This window comes from Paenibacillus naphthalenovorans, assembly GCF_900099895.1.
Lineage (GTDB): Bacteria > Bacillota > Bacilli > Paenibacillales > NBRC-103111 > Paenibacillus_G > Paenibacillus_G naphthalenovorans.
This window is the reverse complement of sequence record NZ_FNDY01000009.1, coordinates 96890-114748: the sequence shown is the minus strand read 5'-3', so window position 1 is coordinate 114748 and position 17859 is coordinate 96890. Positions and strand designations below refer to the sequence as shown.

Here is a 17859-nt window from a genome sequence, read left to right as displayed (position 1 = left end):
AACGCGTTCATTCCGGCAAAAAAATGCCGGCCCGAAGCTGTCATCCCATTAGTCCCTTAATGCCGGTTCCGCCGTCGAATTCGGGGGGCCATGAGCAAAGATCGAATGGAAAATCGGAGCCGGGAACCACTTGTTCTTCACCTACCAAATCAATCAGGCAGCGCAAGCTTGCTCCATTCCACAGCACCGTGTCAAACCAGAAACGGCGCAAATAATCGCCGGGAGGGCTTTCCAGCATAGAGGAAACCGCTTTCCATTTGGTATAGCCTTCATTCAAGCGCCCGATCTGGTAAGGCAGAAATCCGCCTCCATGGGCCAGTAATATTTTGACGTTCCGATATTTGTCCAGCATTCCGCTCAGCAATAAATCCGCAGCACACACCGTCGTCTCCCAGGGAACGCCGATGAGATTGGGCATCATTCGCTTCTTTAGACGAGGGTCTTCGCACAGTAACGGATGGATAAAAATAATCGCTCTCCGGGCATCGGCTTCCTCCCAGAACGGGGTAAAAAAATCGTCCGTCAGCATCCGATGGGATAGGCCGGGCCCGATAATGGCCCCTTTTAATCCCCACTCCATCGCCTGCTTTAATTCTTTTGCCGCAAGAACGGGATTGTTCAGCGGAACGGTGGCCAATGCAGAAATTCTGTCGGGATGGGCCTGGACCCAATCGGCTAGCGATCGGTTATAGACGGCGGAGAGTTCATCTGTGATTTCATCGGGAAAGTCATACATAAAAAGCTGGGGGATCGGTGAAACCAGGGAATGAGCAACGCCGGCCGCTTCCTGTTCCTGCAGGTATCGATGGGGTTCAATAAAAGCCTTTTTCAGTTCAAAGCTCCATTTGCCGTTCACCGTTAGAAAATCTTCCTGATCCGGTGCTCTTCTTTCCCACTTGGCATGGACGGTCTGTTGATGATCCTTCAGCCAGAGCATCACATCCGGGGGAATAAAGTGGGTGTGTACATCAAACATCAAACCACGCTCCTTGCATCGTCCGCTTCATAAGCCACGGTGATCGACGCCAAATTGTTGCATATACAAGAACGATAGTCTTGTATAAGGAAATGTACTTATTTTAGCACAGCCGGGATCACAAAAAAATACTTTAAAAAATAAATTTAATTGTTGCGTATAGAGGAACAATGGTGTTGTATATAAAATTGTATTCAGGTAAGCTAATAAAAAAGCAATATGTAAGCGCTGTATTTCAATTTTATTCCAAAAATTCCTTCCAAAAATAAGGAGGTTTACTTATGTCGGCTGTACAAGATCAAGTAAGATCTATGGATTGCAAGCATTTCATAAACGGACAATATATTTCATCCTTCAACGGAAGGACCTTTGATAATATTAATCCGGCAACGGAAGAAGTATTGGGCAAGGTCTCCGAAGGCGGGAAGGAAGAAATTGACCTCGCTGTGGGAGCGGCGAGAAGAGCGTTAAACGGACCGTGGAAAACCATGACCCTCAATGACCGTATTGCCGTGATTCGCCGGATCGGAGATATTATTCTGGAGCGAAAGGATGAGTTAGCCAGGCTGGAATCGCTGGACACCGGCAAACCGTTATGGCTTTCAAGCTCGGTCGATATTCCGCGCTCCGCCTTTAACTTTCATTTCTTTGCCGATTATCTGCGTTCTGTCGGCAACGAAGCTTACCATACGGATGACGTTGCTATCAACTATTCCATTCGTCGTCCAGTAGGCGTCGTCGGCTTGATTAATCCCTGGAACCTGCCTCTGCTATTGCTGACCTGGAAGCTGGCTCCCTGTCTTGCAGCTGGCAATACGTGCGTCATCAAACCGGCCGAATTAACCCCGATGACGGCTACGATCCTGGGGGAAATTTGCCGCGAAGCGGGCGTGCCCGACGGCGTGGTGAACATTGTCAACGGCTTTGGCCCCGATTCCGCCGGTTCGGCATTATCGGAGCATCCCGATGTAGACGCCATTTCCTTCACGGGGGAAACGGAAACCGGGAAAATCATCATGAAGGCGGCCTCCCGGTCGTTAAAAAAGCTTTCTTACGAGCTCGGCGGCAAAAATCCGAATATCATCTTTGCCGATGCGGATCTGGATGAAGTCATTGAAACCACGTTGAAATCGAGCTTTATTAACCAGGGAGAAGTGTGTTTGTGCGGGTCGCGCATTTATGTAGAGCGGCCCGTATACGAACAATTCCTGCACAAATTTACGGCGAAAGCCAAAGAGCTTGTTGTCGGAGATCCGTTTGATCATCATTCAAAGGTAGGGGCGCTTGTAGGGGCGGAGCATTATGAGCGTGTAACCGGCTATATCCGGCTGGCCCAGGAAGAAGGAGGGCAAATTCTGATCGGCGGCAAGCGTCCCGAAGGATTGGAGAGGGGATATTTTCTTGAGCCGACGATCATCACAGGATTAAACCGCAATTGCCGCGTCGTGCGCGAGGAGATTTTCGGGCCGGTGGTAACGGTGATGCCGTTTGATGAAGAAGAAGAAGTCATTGCCCAGGCCAACGATACGCACTACGGCTTGAGCGCGTCGATCTGGACCAATGATCTGCGCCGGGCCCATCGGGTAGCAGGCCGGATTGAAGCGGGTATCGTTTGGGTGAACACGTGGTTTTTGCGTGATTTACGGACTCCGTTCGGCGGTATGAAGCAAAGCGGCATTGGTCGTGAAGGCGGTATTCACAGCTTCGAGTTCTATACCGAATTGACGAATGTTTGTATCAAACTATAGGAGGGAATGGCGTTGAGTTCCAGGTTTGATCGGAAAACGATACAATATGCCGAACATCTTGAGAAGGCGGTCGCAGAACGTCAAGGGGTTTCGCCCCTTACGGAGCTTGATCCGGATTTGACGGTGGAGCAGGCCTATCAGGTTCAGCTTTATGGCATTCAAAAGCAAGTGGACGCCGGACAGCGCATCGTCGGAAAGAAAATCGGCCTGACCTCCCTTGCCATGCAGCAATTGCTAGGCGTGGATCAGCCGGATTACGGCCACTTATTGGATAGTATGGCGGCGGAAAACGGGAGCCAAATCACTTTGGACCGGGTACTACAGCCTAAAGTCGAAGCCGAGATTGCTTTTGTGCTGAAGCAGGACTTGGCGGGGCCGGGGATTACGGTGATGGATGTCTTGAAAGCCACCGATTATATTATTCCTGCTCTGGAAATTGTGGACAGCAGGATAGCCGACTGGAAAATTAAACTGCAGGATACGATCGCCGACAACGCTTCTTCCGGACTTTATGTGTTAGGGGGAAAGCCTCATTCCGTAGATCAGATCGATCTTGCACAGCTTGGCGTCGTTCTGTATAAGAACGGCGAAATCATGAACACAGGGGTGGGCGCGGCCGCTTTGGGACACCCGGCTGCATGCGTGGCTTGGCTGGCCAATAAATTATCCGAGTTTGGCATTGTACTCAAAGCAGGCGAAGTGATTCTCTCAGGCGCTCTTTCCGCTGCCGTAAATGCCGGGCCGGGAGATTCTTTCCTGGCGAGATTTGCCCATTTAGGCGAAGTCAAGGTTCGATTTTAGCGTTCAAGCATGAAGGGTACCGAAGATATGAAAGGAGTGGGCTTCCATGTCCAAAATCAAAGCAGCCATTCTGGGATCAGGTAATATCGGCACGGATTTGATGCTGAAATTAGAGCGCTCCAACATACTGCAGTTAACCGCCATGATCGGTATTGATCCGGAGTCCGACGGTCTGCTTCGCGCCAAAGAGCGGGGATTCGAAACGATTACTACGGGGATCAAGGGATTTCTGGAGCGTCCGGAGCTTGCGGACATTGTGTTTGATGCGACTTCCGCCAAAGCGCATATCCGCCATGCGAAATTATTGAAGGAAGCGGGAAAGCGCGTGCTTGATTTGACCCCTGCCGCCGTCGGCGCTTTGGTCATTCCTCCGGTCAACCTTGGCGAGCATATCGCAGAGGACAATATTAACCTCGTGACTTGCGGAGGACAGGCGACCATCCCGATCGTTCATGCGATCAACCGGGTCAGTCCGGTGCAATATGCGGAAATTGTTGCGACAATATCCAGTAAAAGCGCAGGACCGGGAACGCGTGCGAACATTGACGAATTTACGCAAACAACGGCACGGGGGATTGAAGTTATCGGAGGGGCGCAAAAAGGAAAAGCCATTATTATTTTGAATCCGGCCGAGCCACCTATTCTTATGAGGGACACGGTGTATGCTTTAGTGGCGGAAGAACAATTGGACGAGGACAAAATCAAGGATTCGATTCACGCTATGGTCAAATCGGTACAATCTTACGTTCCCGGCTATCGGCTGAGAACGGAGCCCATCTTTGAAGGAAATAAAGTCACCGTATTTCTGGAAGTGGAAGGCGCGGGGGATTACCTGCCGAAGTACTCGGGCAACCTCGATATCATGACGGCCGCAGCCGTGAAGGTGGCCGAAGAATTGGCGCAGCACCGTTTGACGCAAAAAGCGATATAAAGGAGGGAGCATTCATGACGCAAGATAAGCGGATTTTAATCACCGAAGTGGCATTGCGTGACGGAAGCCATGCGATCGCCCACCAGTATACCGTAGACCAGGTGTCCAAAGTGGCCAAAGCGCTGGATGAAGCGAACATCCCTTATATTGAGGTGTCTCACGGAGACGGGCTGGCCGGTTCGTCCCTGCAGTATGGCCTATCCCGCACCCATGAGCTGGAATTGATTGAGGCTGCGGTAGCGGTATGCCGGCAAGCCCGGATAGCCGTACTGCTTTTGCCCGGCATCGGTACGATGGAAGAGCTGAGGCAGGCCGCAAACCTGGGCGTCAAAATGGCGCGTATTGCTACCCATGTGACAGAGGCGGATGTGTCGGCGCAGCATATCGCTTTAACCAAGGAGCTTGGATTGGAAGCGGTTGGATTTCTGATGATGTCCCACATGGCTCCGGTCGAAAAGCTTGTTGAACAGGCCAAATTGATGGAGAGCTACGGAGCGGATACCGTCTATGTCGTCGACTCGGCGGGAGCCCTTCTCCCTCATGAAGTGAAAGAGCGGATTCGGGCCCTTCGGCAGCATCTGGGCATTCCGATCGGATTCCATGCACATAACAATTTATCGCTTGCCATGGCCAATACGTTGGTGGCTATAGAAGAAGGGGCTACCCGAATCGACGGCAGCGTTCGCTGCCTGGGAGCGGGAGCCGGAAATACCCAAACGGAAGTCTTAATTGCCGTTTTGGAACGATTAGGTTTATCTACAGGGGTTGACTTGTACAAAATGATGGACCTGGCGGAAGAGATTGTAGCGCCTATCCTCCAGGTGCCGCAGGAGATCACGAGAGACAGCCTGGTGATGGGGTATGCGGGCGTCTACTCCAGTTTTCTGCTTCATGCAAAGCGTGCAGCCCAAAAATTCAATATTGATTCGCGGGACATTTTAATTGAACTTGGCAGGCGGAAAGTGGTCGGCGGTCAAGAAGATATGATTGTGGATGTAGCGGCGGAAATCGCCAAATCCAGGCAGGAGCCTGCTGTCCGTTAGGGGAGGGAAGAAGATGCGCGCGCTCGATTTTAAATCTACAGCCGAATTTCTGCACCGGGCCGAAATGGAGAAACGTGAAGTTGTTCGAATTACGGCTGATTATCCTGACATGACCATAGAGGATGCCTATCAAGTGCTCGCTGAATTGGTCGCGATCAAACGTCAGCGGGGGCATCGGATCATCGGACCGAAAATGGGTCTAACCAGCCAGGCCAAAATGAAGCAAATGAACGTGGAAGAGCCGATTTACGGATATATATTCGACTATATGGCGGTTCCCGAAGGCGGAACGGTTTCGATGCGGGAATTGATCCATCCTAAAGTGGAGGCGGAGATCGCCTTTGTCATGGGCAAAGATATGGAAGGCCCGGCCGTTACGGGAACCCAGGTGCTTGCCGCTACGGAGTATGTGGTGCCGGCGCTCGAGATTATCGATAGCCGTTACGAAAATTTTAAATTTACCTTGCCGGATGTCATTGCCGACAATGCTTCCTCTTCCCGGGTGGTATTTGGAACCGTGCTTCAACGGCCTGATAACCTGGAGCTGGATTTGGTCGGCGTGACCCTCTCGATCAATGGGGAAATCAAGGATTTGGGGGTGGGAGCCGCCGTCCTGGGACATCCGGCCAATTCGGTTGCTATGCTGGCCAATATGCTGGCCAGAAAAGGCGAGAAAGTAAAAGCGGGAGACATCATTTTGACCGGAGGTATAACAGGCGCCCTGATCTTGAACGCCGGCGATACGATAACGGCAAAGTTTGACGGATTGGGGCAGGTTGGCTTTAGGGTGACAGAATAAAACTATACCGTAAGCGGAGGATTCCATACGATGCCCATTGTGAATATTCAACTGCTGGAAGGAAGATCCGAAGAGAAGGTCAAGGAAGTGATTCGGAATGTTACGGAGACGGTATGCCATACACTGGAAGTAAAAAAAGAAAGCGTCCGTGTGATTGTCACTGAAATACCGAAAACACACTGGGGGATCGGCGGAGTATCCGTGTCGGATATTCCGGGCAGATAAATTGTGAATGAACATGGAGGAGGAAATGTAAATGTCCATTGAATTGGGTTTACTGGTACCCCACACGCCTCGTATGTGCCATGAGGAGCAAGCACCGGCGTTTCAAAAAGAATTGGTTCGATCCATGCATGAAGCCGCAGATGTGATTGCAAGCCTGAAACCGGATGTCATCGTCCTCATCTCCTGCCATTGGATGTCGAGCTTTCACCATCTTGTGGATGCGACACCGCATCACAAAGGCATTCTAACGGCGTTTGAATGTCCCGAATTGATTTCCGATGTTCCCTATGAATATCCCGGAGACGAGCAGCTGGGGAGCCGGTTGGTGGAGGCGGGCCAGCAGGCCGGACTTTCCGTCGTAAAAGTAAATGATCCGACCTATGTGTGGGATTATGGAACTGTTGTCCCTCTCCGGTATCTCGTGCCCAAGGGGGACATCCCGGTTATCGATCTTTCCGTGACATGGGCGGCAAATTTGGAAGAAACCTATCAGTGGGGGCAGCAAGTAGGAAAGGTATTGCGGGAAAGTGAAAAGCGGGCCGTTTTTGTAAGCAGCGGAGCGCTTTCCCACAATCTTGTGAGAGGTCCCGAGGTCATGCCGTCCATATCCGAACAGGCGCTGGATAAACAATTCCTGGACTATCTCAATCACAATGATTTGCAATCGGCATGGAAGATGCTTCCCCAATATGCCAAAGCGGCGTCCGTTGAGTCCGGGGGCCGCCATCTGGCGATGCTGCTCGGAGTGCTGGAAGGAAATTATACAAGCAAATATTACGGATACGGGCAATCCTCGGCAAGCGCCAATGTGGTGATGACTTTTCAGCCCGGATCGACAGAATCCGCCCATATCACGGCATAAGAACCGGAACAGACCCGAATAGATCTTCCGCTTCTTGTGAATCCGCAAACTGCAAGGAGGATTGGGAATGATGCTGAAACAGGAGTTAGACAAAAACGTATTTCAGGCACTCAAAGAAAAGATGAAGCAGGGCTTGCTTCCCCAGTGGATATTAACGGATCCTCAAATTTACGAGATGGAAATCGACAAGATATTTGCTCATACGTGGCAATTTTTAGCGCATGAAACGGAACTGAAGGAACCCGGAAGCTATGTGACAAGATGGATGGTCAATGATCCGGTTTTGCTGGTGAAGACCAATAGCGGGGAGCTGAAGGCATTTCTCAATTCCTGCCCGCATCGGGGAACACAATTATGCACTGCTGATTTCGGAAAAAAGAAAACGCTTACTTGCCCATACCATGGGTGGAGCTTTAACTTGAACGGCGACCTCATTGGCGTCGTAGCCGGTGACAAGGTGTATGGCGGAGAAATGAAAAAGGATGAGTGGGGGCTGCGTCCCATTCCTCAGGTCGGCGTGTACCAAGGCATGATTTTTGGCAATTTGGACCCGAATGCCATGCCGTTGGAAGATTATCTTGGAGATATGAAATGGTATATGGACATCATGCTGGGTCGCAGCGACGGAGGCATGGAGGTCAGGGGGCTCCCGCAGCGATGGGTAGTGAATACCAATTGGAAGCTGGTATTGGAGAACTTCTCTGGAGATCCCTATCATGTCCAAACCACGCACCGTTCGACGGTTGAAATGGGCATCAGTCCGCAGGACCCGCTGTATGCCGGTTACGGGCATCAAGTGGTGCTGCAGCATGGACATGGAGTGAACGTAATCACGGCCTCCGCTCCGGGCAAACCGCAAAGACCCCCGTATCAAGGCTTACCCCAAGAGATGTGGCCGATGTTCGAAAGAAACTTGAATGAGGATCAATTAAAGGTTTTCTCGAAAGCAACCGTTCTTGTAGGTTCCATTTTCCCGAATTTGTCGTTCGTCAGTCCGGTGCATGGAAGTGAAGGGCATTTGCACAATTACTTGAATTTCCGCGTATGGCGCCCGCTAGGTCCGGAGAAAATTGAGATTTGGTCCTGGTTTATGATCGATAAGGCCGCATCGGACGAATACAAAGAAGACGCCTATAAAGGCTATATCAGCTCCTTCGGCCCTTCGGGCACGTTGGAGCAGGACGATACGGAGATTTGGATCCGCGTGACCCAATCAAGCAAAGGGATCATGGCCCGAAGCAAAGACCACAGCTATAACAATCTGCTCAATTATTTAATGGGTCTTGACCGGGTACTGCCGGATGACACGTGGCCCGGACCCGGCGTTGCCTATCCGACTTGTTATCTGGATGCGATATCCAGAGCAACCCATGAGTATTGGTTGGAGCTTCTTACCGGGGAAGGACCGGAAAGTGAACAGGAAATGATGCGAAAGGAATATGCGGGGGGCCATGGCGATGAATAGTGAGCTGCAACTCCAAATTACCCGCTTTCTTCACCGGGAAGCCTTTTTGCTGGACGACCGGCGGTTTGGGGAATGGCTGGATTTATTTACGGACGACATCATTTATCGAATGCCTCTTAGGGCGACACGCGAAAATAAAGAGGGCTCCAGCATTGTGGAAGAGATGACTTTTTTTGAAGAAACCAAAACATCGTTGACCACGCGCGTGAAAAGGCTGGATACCGCATCGGCCTGGGCGGAGAATCCGGCTCCGAGAACCCGTCATTTTATATCGAATATTTTTGTCGAATCGGGTTCTGATGAGAACGGGTTCGAGGTCAGAAGCTATTTTTTGTTCAAACGAAGCAGAGCGGGAGATATTGCAACGGAAGAAATCTTTGGAGAGCGGCTCGATGTGCTCCGGAAAGTAAACGGGCAATGGAAAATCGCTTCGAGGACGATCTATCCTGATCAAACCGTATTAAATGTGATGAATTTAAGTATGTTTTTATGAACCAAAGCACGTTTGGAATGATTTAGGGGGGACAAAAGTAAAGCGCTTAGGGTTTTATCATGCGGTCTTACATTTTGAATTGAGGGGGGCACATGCAATGGGATTGAAAATAAAAAAACATAAAATCGTTGCGATCATGCTGGCCGTGATGCTGATGTTTCTTGCCGCTTGCGGCAGCAATAACAGTACCGGTCCCGCCGGCAGCTCATCATCCTCCGGCGGCGGGGATCAGCCTGTAAAGATAGGGGCTATTCTGTCCTTTTCCGGAAATTTTGCTCCATTGTCTGAAAGTATTAAACAAGGAATGGAGCTGTATTTTGAGCTGAACGGCAATAAAATCGGCAACCGTCCTGTAACCATCAAATACGAGGATGACGAAGCCAGTCCTCAAGTCGCCCTCCGCAAATACCGGCAGCTGGTCGAAAGCGAGAAAGTCGATATCCTTGCGGGCCCTATTTCCTCCGCCGTTGTTTACGCACTGCGCGATGTGATCGAGAAGGACAAAGTGGTGTTGATTGATGCCAATGCGGCTGCCAACGATATTTCGTGGGACAAGAAAAGCGATTATATTTACCGCGTCTCCATATCCAACTGGCAGGACGGTACGCCGGGAGCCGAATATATTTATAAAAATATCGGGAAAAGGGCCTACGTCCTTGCACCTGACTATCCGGCCGGCCACGAAACGATAGAGGCCTTTAAGGCGGCCTTCATTCAAGCGGGCGGCGAAATTGTCAAGGAAGCCTGGCCAAAGCTGGGGACGAATGATTACGCCACTTACCTGACGGATATTTTAAACACGAAGCCCGATCTTGTCTTCCCTTTCCTGGCCGGAACCGACGCCATCCGCTTCGTGCAGCAATACGAGCAATTCGGCGTAAAAGGCAAGATTCCATTAACCGGAACCCAGGAGTTTTTGGACCCGTTAGTGACCGACCCGGCCGGAAAAGCCGCTAAAGGAATTATCGGGGCCACGATGTATACCGCTTCACTGGATAATCCGACCAACCATAAGTTTGTCGAAGAGTTTACGAAGAAATACAACAAAACACCGAACTACTTTAATGTTCAAGGATACGATACGGCGCAGGTCATCAGCAAAGCCATAGAGAAGGCGGGCAGTACGAAGTCCGAGGATTTAATCAAGGTGTTGAAGGATATCACTTTCAGCAGCCCGCGCGGCGAACTGGCAATGGATCCGAAAACGCACAATCTGGCTTTGGATATGTATTTGGCGAAAAACGTATGGAAAGACGGAAAGATTGCGCAGGAAATCATGGGAATAGCCGCAAAAGGGCTCAAAATACCGGAAACGCCGCCGGCTAAGACGAATTAACAAGCCATATCCAAGGGGGGGCTTGTCCCCCCGTTTTATTATCCAATGCGTCTATGGCCTTGAAGGAAAGAGGAGGATACCATGGCTGGTACAACGCTGCTCATGCATATTTTGAATGGTTTGGCCTACGGCATGCTTTTGTTTATGATCGCCGCGGGGCTGTCCATTATCTTCGGATTAATGCATATCGTCAATTTGGCACACGGTGCTTTTTACTTGGCGGGAGTATATATCGCCTATACTTTTGTCAAGCAGAACATGGGATTTTGGCCTTCCTTGCTCATATCGATAATCATTGTTGCCATCCTTGGCATCCTGATGGAGAAATTTCTGCTCGAACGGGTGTACGGCAAGGAGCTTGAGCAGGTACTGCTGACGTTCGGGCTTGCCTTTATATTTGCCGATCTGGTGAAGTGGATCTGGGGAACGAGCCCTTTGACACTGCCTGTTCCGGCTGCGCTGGATGCTTCAATGAACTTGGGGGTGATCACGTTCCCGGCGTACCGGATTTTTGTTATCTTCGTCGGCTGTCTTCTTGCGGTTCTGCTGTGGTTTATGGAAAATAAAACGCGCATCGGCGCCATCATACGGGCCGGAGTGGATGATCGGGAAATGCTGTCCGCGCTTGGCATTCATATTAAAGTCGTATTTACCTCCATATTCGCGGTGGGAGCCGCGCTGGCTGGTTTAAGTGGTGTATTGGGCGGGCCGATCATGGGGATGTATGTGGGCATCGATTCGGAAATCTTGATTTCATCCCTCGTCATTGTCGTGGTTGGCGGTCTCGGAACATGGAAAGGGGCCTTTATAGGGGCGATTTTAATCGGCGTCGTCGATACGTTGGGACGTGTCTGGTTCCCTTCGTTTACGATGGCCATGGTTTTTGCCATTATGATCATTGTTTTATTGCTGAAGCCTAACGGCCTGTTTGGAAGGGGGGCTCATGCTTGAAAAAAAGCACCTTATCGCTTAGCGCCGCCCTTGTCGTTTTTACCCTGCTGCTGCCCCTTGTTCTTTCGTCGTATGGCCTGAAATTGACAAGCGAAGTGCTGATTATGGCCATTTTTGTCATGAGCCTCGGGCTGATTATCGGCTTTGCGGGGCTTGTATCGCTGGGGCACGCCGCTTTTTTTGGAGTAGGCGCTTATGCGGTGACATTGATTGGCGAACACTTGGACAATACTTATGTGCTGCTCCTTGCGGCTATTGTTTTATCGGGGTTCGCCGCTTTCGTTTCCGGATTGCTGTTTATCCGTTCGTCGGGAGCATATTTTTTAATGATTACGTTGGCGTTCGGGCAGATGCTGTACGCCATTGCGTATAAAATGGAGAATTTGACCGGGGGGGTTGACGGTAAGGCGGTTGCGGCGAGCTTCAACCTAGGTTCAGGCGAAATTCACAGCCGACTGGGATTTTACTATGCAGCCGCTGTGGCATTTCTTGTGAGTTATTTTTTGCTCCGCGCATTGATCTCATCACCGTTAGGAAAAGGCATTAAAGGGATAAAGGAAAACGAATTGCGCATGACGGCGCTCGGATACAATACGCGGCATTACAAGCTGATCGTGTATTCCTTGTCCGGCATGATGGCCGGCTTTGCGGGCGGACTTTATGCCTACTTTAATGAATACGTTTCGCCCGATCTGCTGCATTGGGGTTACTCCGGCCAAGCGCTGATCATGGTTATCGTAGGCGGCGTCGGAACCTTGATCGGGCCGGCTGTCGGCGCGGGCTTTTTCGTCATTCTGCAAAATTATATCAGCTCCTATACGGACCGTTGGCCGATCGTGATGGGCTTGATTTTTGTCGCCATCGTGCTTTATGGACGGGGAGGGGTCATTCACATCGCAGATTTGGTATGGAGCAAAATCAGACCCAAACGGAGTACCAAACGGGATAACCCTGTGCTTCCAAAGGAGGAGAACGGCTTTGAGTCTGCTAAAGGTTGAACGTCTGTACAAATCGTTTAAAGGATTGCAGGTGTTGAAGGATGTATCTCTGGAAGTGCAGGCCGGTGAGCGTCATGTCCTGATCGGACCAAACGGAGCCGGAAAAACGACGCTTTTTAATTGTATTACCGGGACTTTGCCGATCGATGAAGGAAGCGTTGAGGTGAACGGCAGACAAATCAGCGGCCTTCCCGCCTTTACGGCTGTCCGTGTCGGGATGTCCAGAACCTTTCAAAAAAATAATCTGTTCGGCAGCTTGACCGTTGAAGAAAACGTGCATCTGGCCATCATCGCATGCAAGCCGTACCGGTTTAACTTTTTTAAGCCCTACTACCAATATAATGAATTGTTAACAGAAGCCGAAGAACTGCTGAAGCAGTGGAATCTTTGGGAACGCCGCGGCCGCATCGTCAATGAGCTTTCTTACGGCGAACAAAGGCTGCTGGAAGTGCTGCTCGCCCTGGCCTGCAAACCGCAAATTCTGCTCCTCGACGAGCCGACATCGGGCATGTCTCCCGCGGAGACGGTTCAAACCACCAAGCTCATTCAGAGCATGCCGCGTTCCATTACCCTGCTGGTCATTGAGCATGATATGGAAGTGGTGTTTTCGATTGCCGACCGCATCACCGTTTTGCACCACGGTGAAGTGTTTTTAAGCGGCGCTCCGGAGGAAATTCGCGGCGACGAGCGGGTCAGGGATATTTACTTCGGGGGAGGTAAGCTGCAGCATGCTGAAGCTTGACGAAGTTCATACGTATTACGGAAACAGTCATATTTTGCAGGGCCTCTCCTTTGAAGTGCCCCAAGGGAAGTGCGTGGCTCTTCTCGGCCGGAATGGAGCGGGCAAAACGACCACGATTCATTCCATCGCCGGCTTGACGCCCCCGCGCAAGGGAACCATTACGTATAGGGGCAAACCGGTTTCCGGGCTGCCGTCTTACAAAATCGCGCGCCTTGGCATCGGATTGGTGCCCCAGGGAAGGCGCATTTTCCCTTCGTTGACCATCCGGGAGAATTTGACGGTGCCCGCCAAAGACAGCCGGCAGAAGGATAAGGGGCATAAGAGCTGGGATTTGGAGAGCGTGTATGCATTGTTCCCGGTTCTCAGGGAGCGCGAACACAACATGGGTACCCAACTGTCAGGCGGGCAGCAGCAAATGCTGGCGATCGGAAGAGCATTAATGACCAATCCGCAGTTTATCCTGATGGATGAGCCGTCGGAAGGATTAGCTCCCGTCATGATTGAACAGGTGGGGGATATCATTAAAAAATTGAAGGAAACCGGCCTATCCATTCTGTTGGTAGAACAAAATTTTTATTTGGCATGCGATGCGGCCGATGAAGTCTTGGTGATGAACAAAGGGCAAATCGTGTGGAAGGGTACGCCGGAGGAGCTGTTGGCAAACGAGGACATTCAGCATCAATATTTGGGAGTGTAAGCGAGCGAGGAGACGGCTTCGGCAGTCTCCTTTGTTTCGCTGCGGCTTTTAGCTGACAGAGGTCTTTAACGCAACAACGTTTAATGCCGCTTTCTATAGCCCAGCCTGACGGAGATTTCGTTGGCGGCGCTAATGATTTTGTGGATGTATCCCTTCAGGTTGGCGGGATTCATGCGATGGGTAGGGCCGATGACGGTCAATGTATTGACCACCTGGTTTGTATAGTCCCGGATGGGTGCTGAAATCGATGTGACCCCTTCTCTCAACTCTTCAACCGATACGGTGTACCCTTGCTCTCTGGCTTTTTTGATGAGGTTGAGGATCGTTTCGGGATCGGTATTCGTTTTTGTCGTGTAGGCTTTCAGCTCACCCCCAAGAATACGCCGGACGACCTGCTCGTCCTGATAGGCGAGCAGCACCCTTCCCGAGCTTGTGCAGTAAGCGGGATTCCTTCTGCCGATATGGGTCAGGATTTGGATGGGATGTTTACACTCAACCTTCTTAATATAGATGACATCCGTGCCGTCCAATACCGCAATATGGCACGTTTCCTGAATGTCGTCCACGAGTTTTTGCAGTACCGGCAAGGATTCCCTTTCAACTTCCAGATTGCTGGTGACGATCGTGTTCAAATTCAAAATCGACAACCCCAGCCGATATTTTTGCGTTTCATGATCCTTGGTGACGAATCCCTCGCTTGCGAGCGTACTCAGCAGTCGGCTGACCGTGCTTTTTCCTAACCCCAGCGATTTGGCCAAATCGGTTACTTTTTTCTCCGGCTCATCCAAGGAAAAGCTGTTTAAAATACGAAGGGCGTTTTTAACGGACGAAAGTACATAATCGTTATGGTTCGAATGGTCCATGGAGCAGTCTCTCCCTTTAGCGCTGTCGCATATTGTTGCATATAAAAGAACACTAATCTTGTATATAGAACAAATGTATCATAGACTCCGTACAACCGCAATCGGTAAAATGGCTGGTATCTTAACGCTTCGCGGCCGAAGTGGACGCAGCCCGGCAAGAGATATAGAATGAAATGGGGATCGCCGGGAAGCCTGTCAGGCGCTATCCCAAGATGACATAATAAATATCGGAAAGGAAGTCCATATGATACGTTTTGCTGTTATCGGAACCAACTGGATCACGGAGGAGCTCATCAAGGCGGCCCGGGAAATCGAAGACTTCGCCTTGACGGCTGTGTATTCCCGTACGGAAGAGAAGGCCAAGGAATTTGCGGCCAAGCATGATATTCCTCACCTATTTACGGACTTGGGGAAGATGGCGCAAAGCGATGTGTTCGATGCGGTTTATATTGCCAGCCCGAATTCATTTCATGCGCAGCAAGCGATTCTCTGCATGAGTCACGGCAAGCATGTATTGTGCGAAAAGCCGATAGCCTCCAATACCCAAGAATTTCGTAACATGATAGCGGCGGCGAAAGAGAATCATGTCCTGCTCATGGAAGCCTTAAAGTCAACGCTGCTTCCGAATTTTCAGGCCATCCGGGAGCACTTGCATAAAATAGGTCCGGTACGCCGTTATTTTGCCGGCTATTGTCAATATTCCTCGCGCTATGACGCCTATAAGCAGGGAACCGTTTTGAATGCGTTCAATCCTGTTTTTTCTAATGGTTCTTTGATGGATTTAGGCGTGTATTGCATCTATCCTATGGCGGTGCTGTTCGGGAAGCCGGAACAGATCAAGGCCTCCGGCATCCTGCTCGGGTCCGGGGTGGACGGGGAAGGAAGCATACTGATGAAGTACAAGGAGATGGAGGCGGTCATCATGCACTCCAAAATTTCAAGCTCTTACCTGCCGTCCGAAATTCAAGGAGAATACGGCACCATGATCATCGATAAAATCAACCAGCCGGAAAAAGTGGAAATCCGCTATAGAGACGGCAAGGTTGAAGAGCTGACGCGGCCCCAAAGAAGCCAATCGATGTATTATGAGGTCAAAGAATTTATCGACTTGTTGAAAGCCGGGAGAACGGAATCGGCGACGAATTCTCATGCCCATTCCATGACCACTTTGGAAATTATGGACGAGGCCAGACAACAAATCGGACTTCAATTCCCGGCGGATCAGGAAAAATAATCCGAACTTGCCATTCGGTGCAGGCTGTGATAAGATGTAATAAAGCTGTGATAAACGAATCCAAAAGCAAGCTGCTCTTAACAAGTGTTGAGAGCAGCTTTTCTTTTTTGGACCAAAGGAGAAGGAAAACGATGAATTTTCGCAAAAAGTCATTAGAGGAAATCCCTGAGGAATACACAAGGATTTGGTCTTGCGAGACGGAAGGCTGTAATGGATGGATACGGGACAACTTTGCTTTCGAGCATGTGCCAACTTGCTGGAAGTGCCTCTCCCCCATGACTAGCAGCATGAAGATGCTGCCTCTCCTTGTAAATTCGAATGGCGATCTGAAATCGCTCAAGAAAGGCATACGGATTTCATAGCCTCTGGCAGCAGTTTTCTTCCCGGATTGCGTTTATTTCAGATACCTAAAACCGTACAAGCAGCAGGATGCTTGTAAGAACTCTCCCATATTGGAGTTGGATGAACCATGTATCCTATCATTGATGCTCACGTGCATTTGGATTTATATGAACCGGCGGTGCTGGAGAAACTGCTTCAATCCTGTGATTTATATCGGATTCAAGGGCTGCTGACGGTTTCGATGAATGCGGAATCGTGCCTGCGCAATCTCCGGTTGAAGCGTCAGCTCCCGCATGCTGTTTTTCCCGCATTCGGCTATCATCCGGAGCAGGCGCCGCCTGCCGAAGAAGATATGGAAAATTTATTCGAATGGATGGATCGGCACCGGGATGAAATGGTGGCGATCGGCGAGATCGGACTTCCCTATTACATGCGTAAAGCGGCGGAGAACAGAGGCGAGCATTTCAATGATGAGCCCTATTTGCTTCTGTTGGAACGCTTTGTTCAGTTGGCTGTCCGGCTGGATAAACCGGTGGTGCTGCATGCCGTATATGAGGATGCGGAGAGGGTATGCGATTTGCTAGAGAAGCAAGGAGCAGAGAAAGCTCATTTCCACTGGTTCAAGGGAAGCGGGAAGACAATGGCAAGGATGATGAAGAGAGGCTATTACGTTTCGGTAACGCCTGATGTGGTATACAAGCCGGAGATTCAAGCGGTGGTTCGTGCGTACCCGCTCGAACTTCTGATGGTGGAAACGGACGGTCCGTGGCCTTTTCGAGGCGTATTCGAGGGTCAAACGACCCATCCGCGTATGATTCGTGAATCCATTAGGCAAATATCTATGCTGAAGGGAATGCCGGAACAAGAAGCAGCGATGGTGTTATTCGAAAATACACGGCGCTTTTACAATCTGCCGTTGTAATCGATACACAGGTCTAGAACCATATAAATCTCCTGATCATATGATATTTCTATAAAACATAGGAGGTGGGATATATGGATAAATTTCTGACCTATGTAGGCGGGTTGATAGGTGGATATGCACTGATTAAAGTGCCGGTAGAAGAAATCACAGCACTGTCCGGTTTAAATACAATCCTCGACGTAGTCGGCTCTCTGGCCGTCATCGTTTTTGGAGGAACATTGGTCGTTCGCGGCGTTTTATCGCTTTTAGGAAAATAATTACAAAGCAAAAACTCCGTTTATTCAATCCTTTAACAGCTGCCTATGTTAAGGGATTTTTTTATTGCTATTATATCTCCTAACCAATTATACGGTTTCTTTTAGATTGCTATTTTGTCTGGAACAAGGCAGGCTCAATGTATTCTCCCGAATCAACATGAAGCATGACAT

At 50.1% G+C, this 17859-nt stretch carries 20 protein-coding genes; 18 read left to right on the top strand and 2 right to left on the bottom strand.

All coding sequences use genetic code 11. The features are described from left to right. Positions 1–40: 40 nt before the first annotated feature. Positions 41–976: an amidohydrolase family protein gene (locus BLT35_RS11520; protein WP_074728055.1), complete on the bottom strand. Its 936-nt coding sequence runs from the start codon at positions 974–976 to the stop codon at positions 41–43. Between the two features lie 281 nt (positions 977–1257). Here BLT35_RS11520 and BLT35_RS11515 point away from each other — a divergent pair, with 281 nt between their 5' ends. The 14 genes from BLT35_RS11515 (at position 1258) to BLT35_RS11450 (ending at position 14067) form a co-directional block, all read left to right on the top strand. After that, the gene (locus BLT35_RS11515; RefSeq protein ID WP_062406362.1) at positions 1258–2724 is read left to right on the top strand and encodes an aldehyde dehydrogenase; all 1467 of its coding nucleotides are present in this window, start codon (positions 1258–1260) and stop codon (positions 2722–2724) included. A gap of 12 nt (positions 2725–2736) precedes the next feature. Next, positions 2737–3525 carry a 2-keto-4-pentenoate hydratase gene (locus BLT35_RS11510; RefSeq protein ID WP_437438531.1) on the top strand — a complete coding sequence of 263 codons (789 nt, stop codon included), beginning with the start codon at positions 2737–2739 and terminating at the stop codon, positions 3523–3525. Between the two features lie 46 nt (positions 3526–3571). Then, positions 3572–4456 (top strand): acetaldehyde dehydrogenase (acetylating), encoded by an 885-nt coding sequence (locus BLT35_RS11505; RefSeq protein WP_062406366.1) that lies wholly within the window; start codon positions 3572–3574, stop codon positions 4454–4456. Between the two features lie 14 nt (positions 4457–4470). Further along, positions 4471–5499 (top strand): 4-hydroxy-2-oxovalerate aldolase, encoded by a 1029-nt coding sequence (gene dmpG / locus BLT35_RS11500; protein WP_062406367.1) that lies wholly within the window; start codon positions 4471–4473, stop codon positions 5497–5499. A 13-nt stretch (positions 5500–5512) separates the two neighbouring features. Beyond that, entirely contained in the window at positions 5513–6298 is a 786-nt protein-coding gene (locus BLT35_RS11495; protein ID WP_074728051.1) for a 2-keto-4-pentenoate hydratase, read from the top strand. A 30-nt stretch (positions 6299–6328) separates the two neighbouring features. Next, positions 6329–6523 carry a 4-oxalocrotonate tautomerase gene (locus BLT35_RS11490; RefSeq protein WP_054817585.1) on the top strand — a complete coding sequence of 65 codons (195 nt, stop codon included), beginning with the start codon at positions 6329–6331 and terminating at the stop codon, positions 6521–6523. A 31-nt stretch (positions 6524–6554) separates the two neighbouring features. Continuing rightward, a complete protein-coding gene (locus tag BLT35_RS11485; protein WP_054817586.1) occupies positions 6555–7385 on the top strand; it encodes a DODA-type extradiol aromatic ring-opening family dioxygenase in 831 nt (276 codons plus the stop codon). Between the two features lie 70 nt (positions 7386–7455). Further along, positions 7456–8850, top strand: coding sequence for an aromatic ring-hydroxylating oxygenase subunit alpha (locus BLT35_RS11480; RefSeq protein ID WP_074728123.1), 1395 nt, complete (start codon positions 7456–7458; stop codon positions 8848–8850). After that, a complete protein-coding gene (locus BLT35_RS11475) occupies positions 8843–9343 on the top strand; it encodes an aromatic-ring-hydroxylating dioxygenase subunit beta (protein WP_054817587.1) in 501 nt (166 codons plus the stop codon). The genes BLT35_RS11480 and BLT35_RS11475 overlap by 8 nt, the downstream gene beginning before the upstream one ends. Positions 9344–9440: 97 nt before the next feature. After that, positions 9441–10679: an ABC transporter substrate-binding protein gene (locus tag BLT35_RS11470; RefSeq protein WP_074728049.1), complete on the top strand. Its 1239-nt coding sequence runs from the start codon at positions 9441–9443 to the stop codon at positions 10677–10679. A gap of 81 nt (positions 10680–10760) precedes the next feature. Then, a complete protein-coding gene (locus BLT35_RS11465) occupies positions 10761–11630 on the top strand; it encodes a branched-chain amino acid ABC transporter permease (protein WP_074728047.1) in 870 nt (289 codons plus the stop codon). After that, a complete protein-coding gene (locus BLT35_RS11460; RefSeq protein WP_062406377.1) occupies positions 11627–12628 on the top strand; it encodes a branched-chain amino acid ABC transporter permease in 1002 nt (333 codons plus the stop codon). The genes BLT35_RS11465 and BLT35_RS11460 overlap by 4 nt, the downstream gene beginning before the upstream one ends. Then, positions 12609–13370, top strand: a complete 762-nt coding sequence (locus BLT35_RS11455) for an ABC transporter ATP-binding protein (RefSeq protein ID WP_074728045.1) — start codon at positions 12609–12611, stop codon at positions 13368–13370. The genes BLT35_RS11460 and BLT35_RS11455 overlap by 20 nt, the downstream gene beginning before the upstream one ends. Further along, positions 13357–14067: an ABC transporter ATP-binding protein gene (locus BLT35_RS11450; RefSeq protein WP_074728043.1), complete on the top strand. Its 711-nt coding sequence runs from the start codon at positions 13357–13359 to the stop codon at positions 14065–14067. Before BLT35_RS11455 ends, BLT35_RS11450 begins: the two co-directional genes overlap by 14 nt. Before the next feature lie 80 nt (positions 14068–14147). On the opposite strand, the gene BLT35_RS11445 is transcribed toward BLT35_RS11450, so the two are convergent. Continuing rightward, entirely contained in the window at positions 14148–14930 is a 783-nt protein-coding gene (locus BLT35_RS11445) for an IclR family transcriptional regulator (protein WP_074728041.1), read from the bottom strand. A gap of 244 nt (positions 14931–15174) precedes the next feature. On the opposite strand from BLT35_RS11445, the gene BLT35_RS11440 reads away from it, so the two are divergent. The 4 genes from BLT35_RS11440 (at position 15175) to BLT35_RS11425 (ending at position 17688) form a co-directional block, all read left to right on the top strand. After that, positions 15175–16164, top strand: coding sequence for a Gfo/Idh/MocA family protein (locus BLT35_RS11440; protein WP_074728039.1), 990 nt, complete (start codon positions 15175–15177; stop codon positions 16162–16164). A gap of 131 nt (positions 16165–16295) precedes the next feature. Continuing rightward, positions 16296–16526 (top strand): cold-shock protein, encoded by a 231-nt coding sequence (locus tag BLT35_RS11435; protein ID WP_074728037.1) that lies wholly within the window; start codon positions 16296–16298, stop codon positions 16524–16526. Between the two features lie 107 nt (positions 16527–16633). Further along, complete coding sequence (locus tag BLT35_RS11430; RefSeq protein WP_062406388.1) at positions 16634–17428, top strand: TatD family hydrolase; 795 nt, start codon at positions 16634–16636, stop codon at positions 17426–17428. Between the two features lie 74 nt (positions 17429–17502). Then, positions 17503–17688: a hypothetical protein gene (locus tag BLT35_RS11425; protein ID WP_054817590.1), complete on the top strand. Its 186-nt coding sequence runs from the start codon at positions 17503–17505 to the stop codon at positions 17686–17688. The last annotated feature ends 171 nt before the right edge of the window (positions 17689–17859 follow it).

Bases quoted from the DNA above. Each gene is read 5' to 3' on its own strand.
- BLT35_RS11520 (WP_074728055.1), bottom strand. From the start codon at position 976: ATGTTTGATGTACACACCCACTTTATTCCCCCGGATGTGATGCTCTGG.
- BLT35_RS11515 (WP_062406362.1), top strand. From the start codon at position 1,258: ATGTCGGCTGTACAAGATCAAGTAAGATCTATGGATTGCAAGCATTTC.
- BLT35_RS11505 (WP_062406366.1), top strand. From the start codon at position 3,572: ATGTCCAAAATCAAAGCAGCCATTCTGGGATCAGGTAATATCGGCACG.
- dmpG (WP_062406367.1), top strand. From the start codon at position 4,471: ATGACGCAAGATAAGCGGATTTTAATCACCGAAGTGGCATTGCGTGAC.
- BLT35_RS11495 (WP_074728051.1), top strand. From the start codon at position 5,513: ATGCGCGCGCTCGATTTTAAATCTACAGCCGAATTTCTGCACCGGGCC.
- BLT35_RS11490 (WP_054817585.1), top strand. From the start codon at position 6,329: ATGCCCATTGTGAATATTCAACTGCTGGAAGGAAGATCCGAAGAGAAG.
- BLT35_RS11485 (WP_054817586.1), top strand. From the start codon at position 6,555: ATGTCCATTGAATTGGGTTTACTGGTACCCCACACGCCTCGTATGTGC.
- BLT35_RS11480 (WP_074728123.1), top strand. From the start codon at position 7,456: ATGCTGAAACAGGAGTTAGACAAAAACGTATTTCAGGCACTCAAAGAA.
- BLT35_RS11475 (WP_054817587.1), top strand. From the start codon at position 8,843: ATGAATAGTGAGCTGCAACTCCAAATTACCCGCTTTCTTCACCGGGAA.
- BLT35_RS11470 (WP_074728049.1), top strand. From the start codon at position 9,441: ATGGGATTGAAAATAAAAAAACATAAAATCGTTGCGATCATGCTGGCC.
- BLT35_RS11465 (WP_074728047.1), top strand. From the start codon at position 10,761: ATGGCTGGTACAACGCTGCTCATGCATATTTTGAATGGTTTGGCCTAC.
- BLT35_RS11450 (WP_074728043.1), top strand. From the start codon at position 13,357: ATGCTGAAGCTTGACGAAGTTCATACGTATTACGGAAACAGTCATATT.
- BLT35_RS11445 (WP_074728041.1), bottom strand. From the start codon at position 14,930: ATGGACCATTCGAACCATAACGATTATGTACTTTCGTCCGTTAAAAAC.
- BLT35_RS11440 (WP_074728039.1), top strand. From the start codon at position 15,175: ATGATACGTTTTGCTGTTATCGGAACCAACTGGATCACGGAGGAGCTC.
- BLT35_RS11435 (WP_074728037.1), top strand. From the start codon at position 16,296: ATGAATTTTCGCAAAAAGTCATTAGAGGAAATCCCTGAGGAATACACA.
- BLT35_RS11430 (WP_062406388.1), top strand. From the start codon at position 16,634: ATGTATCCTATCATTGATGCTCACGTGCATTTGGATTTATATGAACCG.
- BLT35_RS11425 (WP_054817590.1), top strand. From the start codon at position 17,503: ATGGATAAATTTCTGACCTATGTAGGCGGGTTGATAGGTGGATATGCA.